Source organism: Isoptericola sp. NPDC056578 (assembly GCF_042793275.1).
Classification (GTDB): Bacteria; Actinomycetota; Actinomycetes; order Actinomycetales; family Cellulomonadaceae; genus Isoptericola.
In genome coordinates, this window is record NZ_JBHTVC010000003.1 from 41,362 (window position 1) to 55,085 (window position 13,724).

Sequence of the window (13,724 nt, forward strand, 5' to 3'; positions counted from 1 at the left end):
CAATACCCCTCTTTCACGGTCCACGGGGCCCCGCCGCCCGTGACCCCACGGGCGGGGTAGCCCGGGTCGCGCGGGGGGGTTTCGTTACGGGGGGTCACGAACTACCTCGGCGCGGAGGGGACTACCTCGCCGCGGATCGAGCTACCTCGCCGTGAGCGGTCAGCGCACGCCGACGACGTCCACGACGAAGACGAGCGTCGCACCGCCGGGGATGCCGGCCTGCGGCACGCCGCGCTGGCCGTAGCCGTGCTCGGACGGGATGGACAGCAGCACGCGGTCGCCCACGTTGCGGCCGACCAGGCCCTTGTCCCAGCCGCCGATGACCGCGCCGACGCCGATCGGGAAGTCGATGGTCTGGCCGCGGTCGTAGGAGTTGTCGAACACGCCGCCGGCCCAGGTCTGGCCCAGGTAGTTGACGACGATGGTGCGGCCGGCGTCGACCACCGGGCCGGTGCCCTCCTCGAGCACCTGCACCTGCAGGCCGGCGGGGGCGTCGCCCTCGGGGAACGTGATCTCGGGCTTGTCGCCGAAGCCGCCGGTGGCGGTGGGGAGCGTGGTCACAGGGGTACCTCGTCTTCGTCGTCGTGCAGAGTCGGGGTGCAGAGGCCGCCAGGCACCGGCCCGGCGGAGCTGCGCCGTCCAGCCTACGCGGCGGACGGGACCGGGCACCCGGCGACGTCGCGCAGCGCCGCGAGCGCGGCCTGCACCGGCGGGGTGTCGGCGACGGCGTCCTGCACCAGGGCGTAGATGGACCGCACCGGCACCGGCCGTACCACGGGCACCGCCACCGTCCCGGCCGCGGGGCGCGCGGAGCCGAGCGCAGGCAGCACGGTGATCCCGATGCCGGCGGCGACGAACGCGAGGGCGGTCGGGTAGTCGTGCGCCTCGACCGCGAACGCCGGGCTGAACCCGGCGGCGCGGCACGCCTCGAGCAGGTTGCGGCGGCACCAGCCGCGCGCGAAGTCGTTGTCGATCCACCGGTCGCCGACCAGCTCGGCGAGCTCGATCTCGTCGCGCCCGGCCAACGGGTGGTCCTGGCGGACGACGGCGACGTACGGGTCGTCGAGCAGGTGGTGCGCCGTCGTCCCGGCGGCGGGCCGGAAGTCCGTCTGCGCGACGGCGAGCTGGAGGTCGGCGCGCTTCGACGGGTCGGTGGGGATCTCCTCCGTCAGCTCGAGGTCGAGCCGCACCCCGGGGAACCCGGTGCTGAGCGCGCTGACGACGGCCGGCAGCCATGCCGCCCCGACGGAGGCGAAGTAGGCGAGGGACAGGCTGCCCGAGCGCCCGGAGCGCAGGTCGGCCACGAACGTCTCCACCTCACCCAGCCGGGCGAGCAGGCCGTCCGCCTGGGCGGCGAGCGCCTGGCCCGCCGCGGTGGGGCGCACGCCGCGCCCGTGCCGGGCGAGCAGCTGCAGCCCGGTCTCGCGCTGGAGCGCGGCGACGTGCTGGCTGACCGCGGACGGCGTGTACCCGAGGTTGGCGGCCGCCGCGGCGACCGAGCCGCTGGCGACGACGGAGCGGAAGACGCGGAGCCGGTGGACGTCGAGCATGCTCGCGACGATACAGCGACACTGAAGCATTCGGTAGATATCTGAACTGGTGCTCACGGAAAGTTCCAGGGCATCATCGACCGCATGGCCCAGACCGCCGCCGGCACCGCGCCCGCCACCACCGCCCCCGCCCGGTCTCTCGGGGTCGGCCCGCTCACCGTGGCCGCGATGGCCGTGACCGTGGTCCTGTGGGCGTCGGCGTTCGTGGGCGTGCGCGCCGTCGGCCACGACCTCGACGCCGGGGCGCTCACCCTCGGCCGGGTCGCCGTCGGGTCCGCCGCCCTCACCGTCATCCTGGCCGTGGCCCGCGCCCGGCGCCGCACCCCCGTGCGCCTCCCGCGCGGCCGCGTGCTGGTGCTCGTGCTCGCCTGGGGGGTGGCCTGGTTCGGCGCGTACAACCTGACCCTCAACGCGGCCGAGCAGCACCTCGACGCGGGCACCACCGCGCTGCTGGTCAACATCGCGCCGATGCTCGTCGCCGTCCTCGCCGGCTTCCTGCTGCGGGAGGGCTTCCCGCGTCGCCTCCTCGTGGGCATCGCCGTCGCGTTCGGCGGCGTGGTCGTCATCGCCGTCGCCACGACGTCCGGCCGGTTCGACGCCGCGGGCGTGGCCCTGGGCCTCGCCTCGGCCGTCCTGTACGCCGGCGCGGCGACCCTGCAGAAGCGCCTGCTCCCCCAGCTCGACGCGCTCACCATGACCTGGCTGGGCTGCCTGGCGGGCACCGTCGCGGCGCTGCCGTTCCTGCCCGCGCTCGTGTCGCAGGCCGCCGTCGCGCCGGCGTCGTCCCTGCTCGGGGTCGTCTACCTGGGCGTCTTCCCGACCGCGATCGCCTTCACCACCTGGGGATACGCCCTGGCCCGGGTCAGCGCCGGTCGTGCCGCGGCGTCCACGTACGCCGTCCCGCCGCTCGTCGTGCTGATGTCCTGGGCGCTGCTCGACGAGGTGCCCGCTCCCGTCGTGCTGCTCGGCGGGGTGCTGGCCCTGGCGGGCGTCGCCGTGGCGACCCTCCCCCGCCGACCTGTCAGGGCGACGCGCACCGATACGTGAACCGGGCCCCGACAACCCTCCGGCCCGTGGAGCCGTCAGAGCCACGTGCAGGTGTCCGTGCAGCTCGGCCCGACAGGTCGCGGGTCAGAGGGCGGAGGCCTTCGCCTCCAGCACGCCGCGCTCGCGGGCGTTGCCGCACAGGCGCGCGGCGAGCTCCAGCTCGCCCCGCGCCTCGTCGTTCCGCCCGAGGCGGGCGAGCAGCTCGCCGCGCACGGACGGCAGCAGGTACGACCCGGACAGCACCTCCCGGGCGACGAGGTCGTCCACGACGGCGAGCCCGGCGGCCGGGCCCGACGCCATCGCCACCGCGACCGCGCCGTTGAGCTCGACGACGGGCGACGGCGCCACGCGGTTCAACGCCTCGTAAAGCACCACGATCCGGTCCCAGTCCGTCTCGGGCACCGACCGGGCCGTGTCGTGCTGCTCCGCGATGGCGGCCTGCAGCCCGTACGGCCCCAGCCCGCGCCCGACGGCGACGGCCCGGGCCAGGGCGTCGCGCCCGCGCCGGATCGCGGACCGGTCCCAGCGGCGCCGGTCCTGGTCCTCCAGCAGCACGGGCTCGCCGTCCGGCCCGGTGCGCGCGGGGAACCGCGCCGCGGTGAGCTCGAGCAGGGCGAGCAGCCCGAACGTCTCCGGCTCGGGGGCGAGCCGCGTCAGCACGCGCGCGAGGCGGACGGCCTCGTACGCCAGGTCCGGCCGCATCCAGTCGTCGCCGCCCGACGCCGTCGACCCCTCCGAGAAGATGAGGTAGACGACGTTCAGCACGGAACCGAGCCGCTCCGCGCGGTCCTCGGCGGCCGGCACCTCGAACGGCACCCGCGCGGCCGTCAGCGTCTTCTTCGCCCGGGTGATGCGTGCCTGCACGGTGGGCACGGGGACGAGGAAGGCGCGCGCGATCTCCTCGCTGCTCAGGCCGGCCACCACGCGCAGGGTCAGCGCGACCCGCGCCTCCTTGGACAGCACCGGGTGGCAGGCCACGAACAGCAGCGCGAGACGGTCGTCCTCGATCTTGTCCGGGTCCCACAGCACGTCGTCGGCGGGCTCGGGGACGGAGCCCGGCCCGCCCGTGACGGCGCCGCCCTCGCCGAGGTCGCGGGCCAGCGCCGCGTACCGTTCGTCCCGCCCGGAGCGGCGCCGGAACGCGTCGATCGCGCGACGCCGCCCGGTCGCGAGCAGCCACGCGACCGGGTCGCGCGGGACGCCGTCGCGCGGCCAGGCGACCAGCGCCTCCGCCAGCGCCTCCGACGCGACGTCCTCCGCGAGCGCGAAGTCGTTCGTGTACCGGGCGAGCGCGCCGACGATGCGGCTGGACTCGATGCGCCAGACCGCCTCGACGACGCGCCGGGAGGCCGCGCCGTCGTCGGCGCGGCCTCCGTCGGGAGCGCTCGGGGTCACTGCGCCTGCTCGGCCCGCTGGGCCTGCTCCTCGCGCCACCCCTGCTCCTTCTGGATCCACTCGTCGTCCTGCGGGAAGTCCTCGGGGCCGTTGACCCGGCGCACCTCGAGCTTGGTCCCGGGTCCGCCCAGCGGCGCCCGCTTGGCCCACTCGATCGCCTCCTCCTTGGTGGCGACGTCGACGATCCAGAAGCCGTTGAACAGCTCCTTGGTCTCGCCGTAGGGGCCGTCCGTGACGACGGGCGTGTCGGTGGAGAAGTCGACGACGGCGCCCTCGGACGCGTCGGACAGCCCCTCGCCCGCGGCGAGCACGCCGGCGTTCATCATCGACTCGTTGTAGCGGCCCATCGCCGCGATGACCTCGGTGAAGTCCATCTGCTCGAACTGAGCCTGGCCCTCGTCGGTCCCCCGCATGATCAGCATGTACTTGGCCATCGTCCTGCTCCCTGTCGTGATCGCGGTCACCCTCGTGGCGACCTTCTCATCCCCAGGTCGAACGGGGAACCGCGAGATCGACATCGCCCCAGAAGTTTCTTCGAGGAGCCTCTTGCGATCGCTGGCTAACGGTATTAGCTTTGTGGCTATGGACATGGCCACAACACCGGACGTCCGGTACCTCACCCGCCCCGAGGGGCGGATCGCCTACACCGACGCAGGCAGCGGCCCGCTCGTCGTCGCCGTCCCCGGGATGGGCGACCTCCGCTCCACCTACGACGACCTCGTCCCCGCTCTCGTCGCCGCCGGCCACCGGGTGGTCGTCGCGGACCTGCGCGGCCACGGCGACTCCGACACCACCTTCACCACGCACGGCGACATCGCCACCGGGACCGACCTCGTCGCGCTCGTCGAGCACCTGGACGCCGGGCCGGCAGTGCTGGTCGGCAGCTCCATGGGCGGGTCCGCCGCCGTGTGGGCCGCCGCCGAGCGGCCCGAGCTCGTGCGGGCCCTGGTGCTGGTGGCCCCGCACCTGCGGGAGGTCGCCTCCCCGGGGGCGCTGCGCACCTACCGCCTGCTCTACCGCGTGCTGTTCCATCGCCCGTGGGGCGCCGCGGCGTGGGCGTGGCTCTACACCTCGATGTTCGCCAAGGGGCGCCGCTCGCCCGGGCACGCGCAGCACGTCGCGGAGATCCGGCGCAGCATGGCCGACCCGGCGCACCTCCGGTCGTTCCGCGACCTGGCCGTCGCGCTCGACCACTCCGTCATCGAGCCGCTGGTCCCCTCGGTCGAGGCGCCGTCGCTCATCGTCGTCGGCGAGCTCGACCCCGACTACAAGGACGCCGGAGCCGAGCTCGCCCGCATGCGCGACGCGCTCGGCGGCCAGGAGCTCCTGGTGCCCGGCGTGGGCCACTACCCGCAGCACCAGGCACCCGAGGTCGTCACCCCGGCCGTCCTGGAGTTCGTCGCCGGCCTGCCCGTCACCCGGCACGACGACGAGCGCGACGGCGCCGACGAGCGGGGCGCCCGTGCCTAGGGCCGGGCTGTCGCGGGACGCCGTGGTCCGCATCGCGCTCGAGCAGGTGGACGCCGGCGGGCCCACCGGGCTCGCCGACCTCACGCTCGCGAAGGTCGCCGCCTCCGCCGGGGTCGCCACCCCGAGCCTCTACAAGCACGTGGGGTCGCTCGCGGCGCTGCGCCGGGAGGTCGCGCTGGTCGCCCTCGAGGAGCTGACGACGACGAGCGCGGCGGCGACGGTCGGCCGGGCCGGCCCCGACGCCCTGCGCGCCCTCGCCCACGCGTGGCGGGACTACGCCCTCGCGCACCCCGGCCGGTACGCCGCCGTCCAGCTCGCGCCGGATCCCGACGCCCCCGAGGACGCCGGGCACCGGACCGCGGCGGCGCGCGTCGTCGCGCTGGTCGGGGCGGTGCTGCACGGCTTCGGCCTCCCCGACGACCGCACGATCGACGCCGTCCGCGTGGTGCGCGCCGGGGTGCACGGCTTCGTGGTCCTCGAGCTCGGCGGCGGGTTCCGTCTGCCCGAGGACCTCGACCGCAGCTTCGACGCCCTGGTCGACATGCTCGTCGCCGGGGTCGCCGCCCTCGCCGACGCACCGTCGTCACCCGCACCGAAGGAGCAGCCATGACCCGCACCGCCCCGTCCCCCGACGCCCTCGCCACGACGCACGTCCCGGCCCACAGCACCGTGGCGGCCTGGACCGCGACCGGCGCCGGCGCGGCAGGAGCCCTCCTGCTGCTCTTCCCCGTGCTCCGACCGTGGCCCGACGAGTCCGTGCCGAGCCTCGCGCTCGCCCAGGCGTTCGCCTCCGACCGGTGGGTGCTGGCGCACCTGTGCGGGATCGCGGGACTCTTCCTGCTGGCGCCGACGTTCCTCGGCCTGCGGTCGCTGCTGCACGCGGCGACGGCCCCGGGGCCCACCGCCCCGGGCGCCCGTGCCGCCACCGCCGCCGTCGCGACCGCCTGGGCCGGGGCCGCGTTGAGCTCCCTCTACTTCGGTGCCGAGATCTTCGGCATCCGCACGATCGCGCAGGCCGCGCTGCGCACGGACGACCCGGCGCTGCTCGCCGACGTCGAGGTGCTGCGGCTCCAGCCCGCGGCGATGACGCTCTTCGGCGTCGGCCTGGCCCTCGTCGCGGCGGCCGGCGTGCTCGCGGCCGTCGCGCTGTGGCGCGGCGGTGGTCGGCCGCGCTGGGTCGGCGTCCCGCTGGCCGCCGGGCTGCTGCTCTACCTGCCGCAGTTCTTCGGCACCCCGGCGGTGCGCGTCGGGCACGGCGTCCTCGTCGCCGCCGGGCTGCTGCTGGTCGCGTGGGCGGTGCGGCGCGGCACCGCGCCGGGCACGACGACGGCCGGCCACCCCGCTGGGTGACCGGCCGTCGGGCCTCGACCGTCAGAGGCCTGCCGGAGGCGAGCCGGAGCGTCAGTCGCCGCTCTGGAAGATCGCCAGCAGGCGCAGGAACTCCAGGTACAGCCACACCAGGGTGACGATGAGCCCGAAGGCCGCGGTCCAGGCGAACTGCGCCGGGACGCCCTGCTCGACACCCCGCTTGATCGAGTCGAAGTCGACGATCAGCGACGCGGCGGCCAGGCCGACCGCGACGAGGCCGACGATGATGCCGAGCGCGCCGCCCCGCATGCCCCAGCCGTCGAGGACCCCGGTCCAGGTCAGGACGACGTTGACGAGCGAGAAGACGAGGTAGCCCACCATGGCGATGAGCAGCCAGCGGGTGAACTTCGGGGTGACCCGCACCTTGCCGGACTTGAACAGGAACAGCGCGGCGGCGAACGTGGCCAGGGTCGCCACGACGGCCTGCAGCACGATGCCGGAGAGCGGGGCGCCGGAGCTGCCGACCGCGATCGACGCGAAGGCGATCGAGATGCCGCCCAGGAAGACGCCCTCGGCGACCGTGTAGGCCACGATCAGCGCGGGACTGGGCTTCTTCTTGAAGGCGTTCACCAGGCCCAGCACGAGGCCGGCGATCATGCCGATCGGCCACAGGTTCGGGGCGAAGTTCCACGTCGCGGCCGCCACCACGATCAGCAGCGCGAGGAGGCCGCCGGTCTTGATGATGACGTCGTCGTAGGTGAGGCGCTTGGTGTCGGCCGTGGTGGCGGACGGCGCCTGGTACATGGCGTCGAGGCTCGCGGCGTCGGCGGTCTGCGCACCGGCGGTGCCCGCACCGTAGGCGACCTGCCCGTACTGCGGCTGGGCCGTGGCGGTGCCGCCCCGGCGAGCCCCGGTACGGCGCGGCTCGCCGAAGACGTTGCTGCTCGAGAAGACGGGGTTGGTCATGTACTCCTCCTGGTCGCGGCTGCCGGGTGCCCGACGACGGGTCGTCGCGCGCGCAGTGCCGGGTCGCTGGCCGTGCAATCCATCGTAGTGAACGCGCGGCGTTCCTCAGACGTTCCCAGGTCGGCGAGCTTTTCCGAGGACGCCGCGCGCGCTCCCCGTCTCCTCGCCGAGGAACGCGTCGTCGGGCCCAGCGGCGAGCAGCACGGCCCGCACCCGCTCCTCGACCGCGAGGTCGGCCTCGGTCACTCGGGCGGCAGCTCGGACGGCAGCTCGGACGGCAGCTCGGACGGCAGCTCGGACGGCAGCTCGGACGGGATGGCCGCATCATGCCCTGTCCGCCCGGATCACCCGCTCCCTGCCCGTGACGCGGCGATGACCAGCACGTAGGCTCGGGAAGGACCCGTGATCCCGCGACGACGGCACCCGAGATGACCTCCAGGGGCGACATGATCGAAGCACACGGCCTGACCAAGAGATACGGACCCAAGCTCGCGGTGGACGACGTGACGTTCACCGTGCGGCCCGGCACGGTCACGGGCTTCCTCGGCCCGAACGGGGCCGGCAAGTCCACCACGATGCGGATGATCATGGGCCTGGACCGCCCGACGGCCGGACGGGTCACGGTGAACGGCAGCCCGTACGCGCAGCACGCCCGGCCGCTGGCCGAGGTGGGCGCGCTGCTGGAGGCCAAGGCGGTGCACCCCGGCCGCACGGCGCGCCAGCACCTGCAGGCGCTGGCCGCCACGCACGCGATCGCGCCGGCGCGGGTGGACGAGGTGGTCGAGCTCACCGGCCTGACGGCGGTCGCGCGCAAGCGCGTGGGCGGCTTCTCCCTCGGCATGGGGCAGCGGCTCGGCATCGCCGTCGCGCTGCTGGGCGACCCGCGCACCCTCATCCTCGACGAGCCCGTCAACGGCCTCGACCCCGAGGGCGTGCTGTGGGTGCGCAACCTCGCGCGCTTCCTGGCGGGCGAGGGCCGCACGGTCTTCCTGTCCAGCCACCTCATGAGCGAGGTGGCGCTCACCGCCGACCACGTCATCGTGATCGGGCGGGGGCGGATCCTCGCGGACATGCCGGTGCAGCAGCTGGTCGACGGCGCCTCCCGCCGGCTCGTGCGGGTGCGCTCGCCGCAGGCCGCCGACCTCGCCGACGTCCTGCGGCGCGAGGGCGGCGACGTCGCCCCGGCCGAGGACGGCGTCCTCGAGGTCACGGGCGTCGAGGCGGCCCGCGTGGGCGAGCTCGCCGCCGCGGGCGGCGTCGTCCTGCACGAGCTGACCCCCGTGTCCTCCACCCTCGAGGAGGCCTACCTGGAGCTCACCGCCGACTCGGTCGAGTACCAGGCCGAGGCCCTGGACGGCGCCGCCCCGGCGCCGGGCGCCGAGACCGGCGCGACGACGGACGGAGCGCCCCGATGACCGCCACCGCACCCACCCGCGAGGCCGCGCCGGCCGTCGTCGTGCAGCGGGTGACGTTCGGCCGCGTGCTGCGCGGCGAGTGGATCAAGTTCCGCACCCTGCGCTCCACAGTGTGGACCGTGGTGATCACGGCCGTCGTCATGGTGGGGCTGGCGCTCATGATGGCCGCGATCGTGCGCACGATGGTCGACACCCCCGAGATGGCCGAGGGCATGTCGCAGGACCCGGGGCTCCAGGCGATCGGCCTCACCGGCACGACGATCGTGTCGTTCGGCTACTCGTTCGGCGCGCTCGCCGTGGGCGTGCTGGCCACGCTCATCGTCACCAGCGAGTACTCCACGGGCACCGTGCGGTCCACGTTCGCCGCCGTGCCCCGCCGCCTGCCCGTGCTGTGGGCCAAGCTGGTCGTCATCGTGCTCGCCACCGCCGTCGTGGTGGCCCTCGCCCTGGTGATCGCGTACGTCGCCACGGCGCCCCTGCTCGAGGACGCCGGGATGAGCGTGGACCTGTCCGACTCCGAGCAGGTGCGGGCGTTGGCCGGCTGCGTGCTCTACCTCGCCACCGTGGCCGCGTTCTCGCTGGCCGTGGGCACGCTGATGCGCCACAGCGCGGGCGCGATCTTCACGATCGTCGCGATCTTCTTCGTGGTGCCGCTCATCTTCAGCATCGTCGTGCAGGCGTCCGACGCCGCGTGGACGGACTGGGTGAACAAGCTGCTGCCCAGCGTGGCCGGCGAGCGGATCATCTCCCGCGGCGCCGAGACGGACGCCCTGCTCGACCCGTGGGTCGGCTACGCCGTCCTCGTCGGGTACACCGTGGTGCTGCTCGTCGCCGCGGCGATCACGCTCAAGCGCCGCGACGCCTGACCCGCGCTCGTGGTGAGCGTGATCGTGGCCCTGGGTCACGACCGGAACAGGGCCACGATCACGCTCACCCCCACGGAGCGCGGTCAGGCGGGGTCGGTACCCGCCTGACGGCGGGCGACGGCGGCGGCCTCCTCGGCCGCCTCCGCCTTCTCCGCGGCGCGCGCCGCGGCCCGCTCGGCCTTCTCCGCCCGGCGCACGACGCGCGAGTCGCGCTTCGTGTGCCGGCGCTCCTTGCGGCGCTCGATGAGCTCGTAGAGCACGGGCACCACGAACAGCGTGAGCAGCGTCGAGGAGATGAGCCCGCCGATGACCACCAGCGCCAGCGGCTGGCTGATGAACGACCCGCCGCCGGTGAGGCCGATCGCCATCGGCGTCAGCGCGAAGATCGTCGCCAGCGCCGTCATGACGATGGGGCGCAGACGCTTGCGTGCGCCCTCGCGCACGGCCTCCTCCAGCGACCGGGGGTGCCCGTGCGCCGGGTCCCGGTACTGGTTGATGAGGTCGATGAGCACGATCGCGTTCGACACCACGATGCCGACGAGCATCAGCACGCCGATGAGCGCCGGGACGCCCAGCGGGGTGTCGGTGGCGAGCAGCGCCAGCAGCGCGCCGGTGGCGGAGAACGGCACCGACACCAGCAGGATCAGCGGCTGCACCAGCGACCCGAAGGTCGCGACCATCACCAGGTAGACGATGGCGATCGCGGCGACCAGCGCCAGCCCGAGGTCGGCGAACGCGTCCGCCTGGTCGGAGGCGACGCCGCCGATCTCGACGGTCGCCCCCGCGGGGAGGTCGAGGTCGTCGGTCGCGGCCGTGATGTCCGCGGTGAGCGTGCCGACGTCCTGCGTCTCGGGCGTCACCGACACGGTCGCGGACCGCGCGCCGTCGGTGCGGGAGATCGACGTGGGCACGTCCACCTTCTCGACGGTCGCGACGTCGGTGAGCGGCACCATGCCTGCGGCGGTGGGGACCTCGAGGTCCTCGATCTCGCCCTGCGTGGCCGGGGCGTCGCCGGTCTTCACGACCACGTCGGTGGGCCCGTCGCCCAGGTCGACCTCGCCCACGGTCTGCTCGGGCCCCATGGCCGCCGAGACGATCCCGGAGACCTGGGTCTCGGTCAGCCCCGCCTCGGCCGCCTTCTCGCGGTCGACGGACACCTGCACGACCTGCTGCGCGGCGGCGAGGTCGTTGGTCACCTCGGCCACGCCGTCCAGGCCCGACACCGCGTCGGTGACCTGCTGCGCCGCGGCGTCCAGGTCGTCGCTGTCGTTCGCCTGCACGACGAGGTCCACGGTGCTGGAGCCGAAGCCGGAGTCCCCGCCGGAGACGCTGACCCCGGTGGTGACGCCGGTCTCGGCCAGCGGCTCGACGGCGTCGCGGATCTCGGTCTGCGCCTCGACGCCGTCGGCGTCGGGGTCGAGCGTGATCGCGAACGTGGCCTGCGGCGCGGAGCCGCCGCCCATGAACGCGGCCATCGCGGCGTCGCCCGACCCGACGGTGGTCTGCACGCTCTCGACCGCGTCGACGTCGGCCAGGGCGTCCTCGACCTCGGTGGCCGCGGCGTCCTGCGCCTCGAGCGACGCGCCCGTCTCGAACGACTGCGTCACCGTGACGGTGTCCTGGCCGGAGTCGCCGATGAAGTTGGTCTCCAGGCGCGGCACCAGCGCGAGCGTGCCGCCGAGGACGGCGACCGCGACCACGAGCGTGACCCACGGGTGGCGCAGCGCGGCGCCGAGGCTCGGCACGTACGCGCGCTGCCACAGGCCGCGGCGCTCCTTGGCCTCGGCGGCCTCGCGGACACGCTCCGCCTCGGCCGGGTCCGTGGCGACGGCGGGCGCCTTGACGAACCAGTACGCCAGCACGGGCACGATCGTCAGGGCCACGACCAGCGACGCGAGCATCGCGATCGCGACGGTCATCGCGAACGGCCGGAACAGCTCGCCCACCATGCCGCCGACCAGCGCGATCGGCAGGAAGACGGCGACCGTGCTGATGGTCGACGCGGTGATGGCGCCGCCCACCTCGCGCACGGCGGTGAGGATCGCCGCCTTCTTGTCCTCGCCGTACGACAGGTGTCTCTTGATGTTCTCGATGACCACGATGGCGTCGTCGACGACGCGGCCGATCGAGATGGTCAGGGCGCCGAGCGTGAGGATGTTCAGGGTGTACCCGGTGGCGTTCATGACCACGAAGGTCACGGCCAGCGACAGCGGGATCGACACCGCGGACACGAGCGTGGAGCGCAGGGAGACCAGGAACACGAGGATGACGATCACGGCGAACAGCAGGCCGAGGCCGCCCTCGGTGGCGAGGCCCTCGATCGACTCCTCGATGAACGGCGCCTGGTCGAACACGACGGCGGTGGTGACCCCGGCGGCCTCGAGCTCGGGCCGCAGGTCGTCCATCGCGTCCTGGACGGCGTGGGAGACGTCGACGGTGTTGCCGTCGGGGGTCTTGGTGATGGCGACGCCCAGCGAGGACTCGCCGTCGAGCCGGGAGTGCGACGTCGCCTCGACCGGCACGACCTGCACGGTGGCCACGTCGGCGAGCGTCACGGGCTCGAGGGCGGCCGGGGTCTGCGGGGTGGTGGCGCCCTCGGCGCCCTGCGCGGGGTCCTGCGCGGGGTCCTGCGCGGGGTCCTGCGCAGAGCCGTCGGCCGCGGGCGGGGCGCCCGTGCCGTCGCCGACCTCGCCCGTGGTGCCGCCGGTCGCGTCGCCCGCGCCCGTCGTCGCGCCCGCCGCCGGGTCCGGCACGAGCGGGAGCGCCTTGAGCTCCTTGACGCTGTCGATGCTGGAGCCGGCCTGGACGGAGTAGGTGACGTCGTCGTCGGTGATGGTGCCGGCGGGCAGCACGACGCCGTTGTCCTTGAGCACGTCGGCGACGTCCTGCGTCGTCAGGCCGGCCGCCGCGAGCTTCTTCGTCTTGACGTCGACCAGCACCTGGTCGGTCTCGCCGCCGGTGACGGCGACCGAGCGGACGCCGTCCAGGTCCTCCAGCGCGGGCACGACGACGGAGTCGACGGTGTCCGCGAGCGCCGCGGCGTCCACGTCCTCGCCCGAGTCCTGGCTGCCGGCCGCCGCCAGCTGGATGACCGGCAGGTCGTCGAGCGAGCCGGTGACGACCTGCGGCTCGACGTCCTCGGGGAGCTGGGACTGGACGCGGGTGACGGCGGTCTGGAGCCGCTGGGTCGCCGCGTCCATGTCGGTGCCGTACTCGAACTGCACGGTGGTGACCGAGCTGCCGGTGGACGCCGTCGAGCCGATGGACTCGATGCCCTCGACGGACTGCGCGGCGGCCTCGAGCGGCTCGGTGACGCGCTGCTCGACCACCTCCGGCGACGCGCCCGGGTAGGTCGCGACGACCGCGCCCGCCGGGAGCTCCAGGGACGGGATGAGCTCCTGCTTGAGGGAGCCCAGGCTCATCGCCCCGAAGACGAAGATCGCGATCGTCGCCAGGGCGACGACGGCGCGGTTCGCCAGGGACAGGCGGGCAAGTCGGAACACGCTCACTCCAGACGGGCGGTCGGCAGGGGGGCACGACTCCGCTGTCGTGACGCTTGGGCTGAACGGACGATACGCCGCCCGAGTTCCCCGGGACATCGTCCGAAGGGCTGACGGCCGTGGCCGAAGGTCGGACGGGTGCGTCGCGCGGACGGCGGCGGGCGCCGGGCGGTCCCCCGCCCGACGCCCGTCGGTGCCCGCGTCGCG

General features: G+C 74.4%; 13 protein-coding genes. 6 read left to right on the plus strand and 7 right to left on the minus strand.

Annotated elements, in window-relative coordinates; translation table 11 throughout:
* Positions 1-159 precede the first annotated feature (159 nt).
* Positions 160-561, minus strand: coding sequence for an FKBP-type peptidyl-prolyl cis-trans isomerase (locus ACFQ80_RS02000; protein WP_430548858.1), 402 nt, complete (start codon positions 559-561; stop codon positions 160-162).
* 83 nt (positions 562-644) lie between these two features.
* On the minus strand, positions 645-1,550 hold the full coding sequence (locus ACFQ80_RS02005) for a LysR family transcriptional regulator (RefSeq protein ID WP_430562360.1): 906 nt from the start codon (positions 1,548-1,550) through the stop codon (positions 645-647).
* Positions 1,551-1,634: 84 nt separating this feature from the next.
* Here ACFQ80_RS02005 and ACFQ80_RS02010 point away from each other — a divergent pair, with 84 nt between their 5' ends.
* The gene (locus ACFQ80_RS02010; protein WP_430562361.1) at positions 1,635-2,597 is read left to right on the plus strand and encodes a DMT family transporter; all 963 of its coding nucleotides are present in this window, start codon (positions 1,635-1,637) and stop codon (positions 2,595-2,597) included.
* An 84-nt stretch (positions 2,598-2,681) separates the two neighbouring features.
* Here the strand turns inward: ACFQ80_RS02010 and ACFQ80_RS02015 are convergent, their stop codons facing one another.
* On the minus strand, positions 2,682-3,992 hold the full coding sequence (locus ACFQ80_RS02015) for an RNA polymerase sigma factor (protein WP_430562362.1): 1,311 nt from the start codon (positions 3,990-3,992) through the stop codon (positions 2,682-2,684).
* A complete protein-coding gene (locus ACFQ80_RS02020) occupies positions 3,989-4,426 on the minus strand; it encodes a YciI family protein (protein WP_430548854.1) in 438 nt (145 codons plus the stop codon). Before ACFQ80_RS02020 ends, ACFQ80_RS02015 begins: the two co-directional genes overlap by 4 nt.
* Positions 4,427-4,580: 154 nt before the next feature.
* On the opposite strand from ACFQ80_RS02020, the gene ACFQ80_RS02025 reads away from it, so the two are divergent.
* The 3 genes from ACFQ80_RS02025 to ACFQ80_RS02035 are packed head-to-tail and all read left to right on the plus strand — an operon-like array spanning position 4,581 to position 6,812.
* Positions 4,581-5,462, plus strand: a complete 882-nt coding sequence (locus tag ACFQ80_RS02025; RefSeq protein WP_430562363.1) for an alpha/beta fold hydrolase — start codon at positions 4,581-4,583, stop codon at positions 5,460-5,462.
* Complete coding sequence (locus ACFQ80_RS02030; protein ID WP_430562364.1) at positions 5,455-6,072, plus strand: TetR/AcrR family transcriptional regulator; 618 nt, start codon at positions 5,455-5,457, stop codon at positions 6,070-6,072. The genes ACFQ80_RS02025 and ACFQ80_RS02030 overlap by 8 nt, the downstream gene beginning before the upstream one ends.
* Entirely contained in the window at positions 6,069-6,812 is a 744-nt protein-coding gene (locus ACFQ80_RS02035) for a hypothetical protein (RefSeq protein WP_430562365.1), read from the plus strand. Before ACFQ80_RS02030 ends, ACFQ80_RS02035 begins: the two co-directional genes overlap by 4 nt.
* 51 nt (positions 6,813-6,863) lie before the next feature.
* Here the strand turns inward: ACFQ80_RS02035 and ACFQ80_RS02040 are convergent, their stop codons facing one another.
* A complete protein-coding gene (locus ACFQ80_RS02040; protein WP_430548850.1) occupies positions 6,864-7,736 on the minus strand; it encodes a Bax inhibitor-1/YccA family protein in 873 nt (290 codons plus the stop codon).
* Positions 7,737-7,841: 105 nt separating this feature from the next.
* Positions 7,842-7,982: a hypothetical protein gene (locus ACFQ80_RS02045; protein WP_430562366.1), complete on the minus strand. Its 141-nt coding sequence runs from the start codon at positions 7,980-7,982 to the stop codon at positions 7,842-7,844.
* A gap of 200 nt (positions 7,983-8,182) precedes the next feature.
* Between ACFQ80_RS02045 and ACFQ80_RS02050 the strand changes: the two genes are divergently transcribed.
* Together ACFQ80_RS02050 and ACFQ80_RS02055 are read left to right on the plus strand one after the other, a co-directional pair.
* Positions 8,183-9,151, plus strand: a complete 969-nt coding sequence (locus ACFQ80_RS02050) for an ABC transporter ATP-binding protein (protein WP_430548848.1) — start codon at positions 8,183-8,185, stop codon at positions 9,149-9,151.
* Positions 9,148-10,017 (plus strand): ABC transporter permease subunit, encoded by an 870-nt coding sequence (locus ACFQ80_RS02055; protein WP_430562367.1) that lies wholly within the window; start codon positions 9,148-9,150, stop codon positions 10,015-10,017. Before ACFQ80_RS02050 ends, ACFQ80_RS02055 begins: the two co-directional genes overlap by 4 nt.
* Positions 10,018-10,100: 83 nt before the next feature.
* Here the strand turns inward: ACFQ80_RS02055 and ACFQ80_RS02060 are convergent, their stop codons facing one another.
* Positions 10,101-13,520 carry an efflux RND transporter permease subunit gene (locus tag ACFQ80_RS02060; protein WP_430562368.1) on the minus strand — a complete coding sequence of 1,140 codons (3,420 nt, stop codon included), beginning with the start codon at positions 13,518-13,520 and terminating at the stop codon, positions 10,101-10,103.
* Positions 13,521-13,724 lie beyond the last annotated feature (204 nt).

What these genes read in the sequence shown, in the direction of transcription:
- ACFQ80_RS02005 (WP_430562360.1), bottom strand. Translation starts at nt 1,550, where the DNA reads ATGCTCGACGTCCACCGGCTCCGCGTCTTCCGCTCCGTCGTCGCCAGC.
- ACFQ80_RS02010 (WP_430562361.1), top strand. Translation starts at nt 1,635, where the DNA reads ATGGCCCAGACCGCCGCCGGCACCGCGCCCGCCACCACCGCCCCCGCC.
- ACFQ80_RS02020 (WP_430548854.1), bottom strand. Translation starts at nt 4,426, where the DNA reads ATGGCCAAGTACATGCTGATCATGCGGGGGACCGACGAGGGCCAGGCT.
- ACFQ80_RS02025 (WP_430562363.1), top strand. Translation starts at nt 4,581, where the DNA reads ATGGCCACAACACCGGACGTCCGGTACCTCACCCGCCCCGAGGGGCGG.
- ACFQ80_RS02035 (WP_430562365.1), top strand. Translation starts at nt 6,069, where the DNA reads ATGACCCGCACCGCCCCGTCCCCCGACGCCCTCGCCACGACGCACGTC.
- ACFQ80_RS02040 (WP_430548850.1), bottom strand. Translation starts at nt 7,736, where the DNA reads ATGACCAACCCCGTCTTCTCGAGCAGCAACGTCTTCGGCGAGCCGCGC.
- ACFQ80_RS02050 (WP_430548848.1), top strand. Translation starts at nt 8,183, where the DNA reads ATGATCGAAGCACACGGCCTGACCAAGAGATACGGACCCAAGCTCGCG.
- ACFQ80_RS02055 (WP_430562367.1), top strand. Translation starts at nt 9,148, where the DNA reads ATGACCGCCACCGCACCCACCCGCGAGGCCGCGCCGGCCGTCGTCGTG.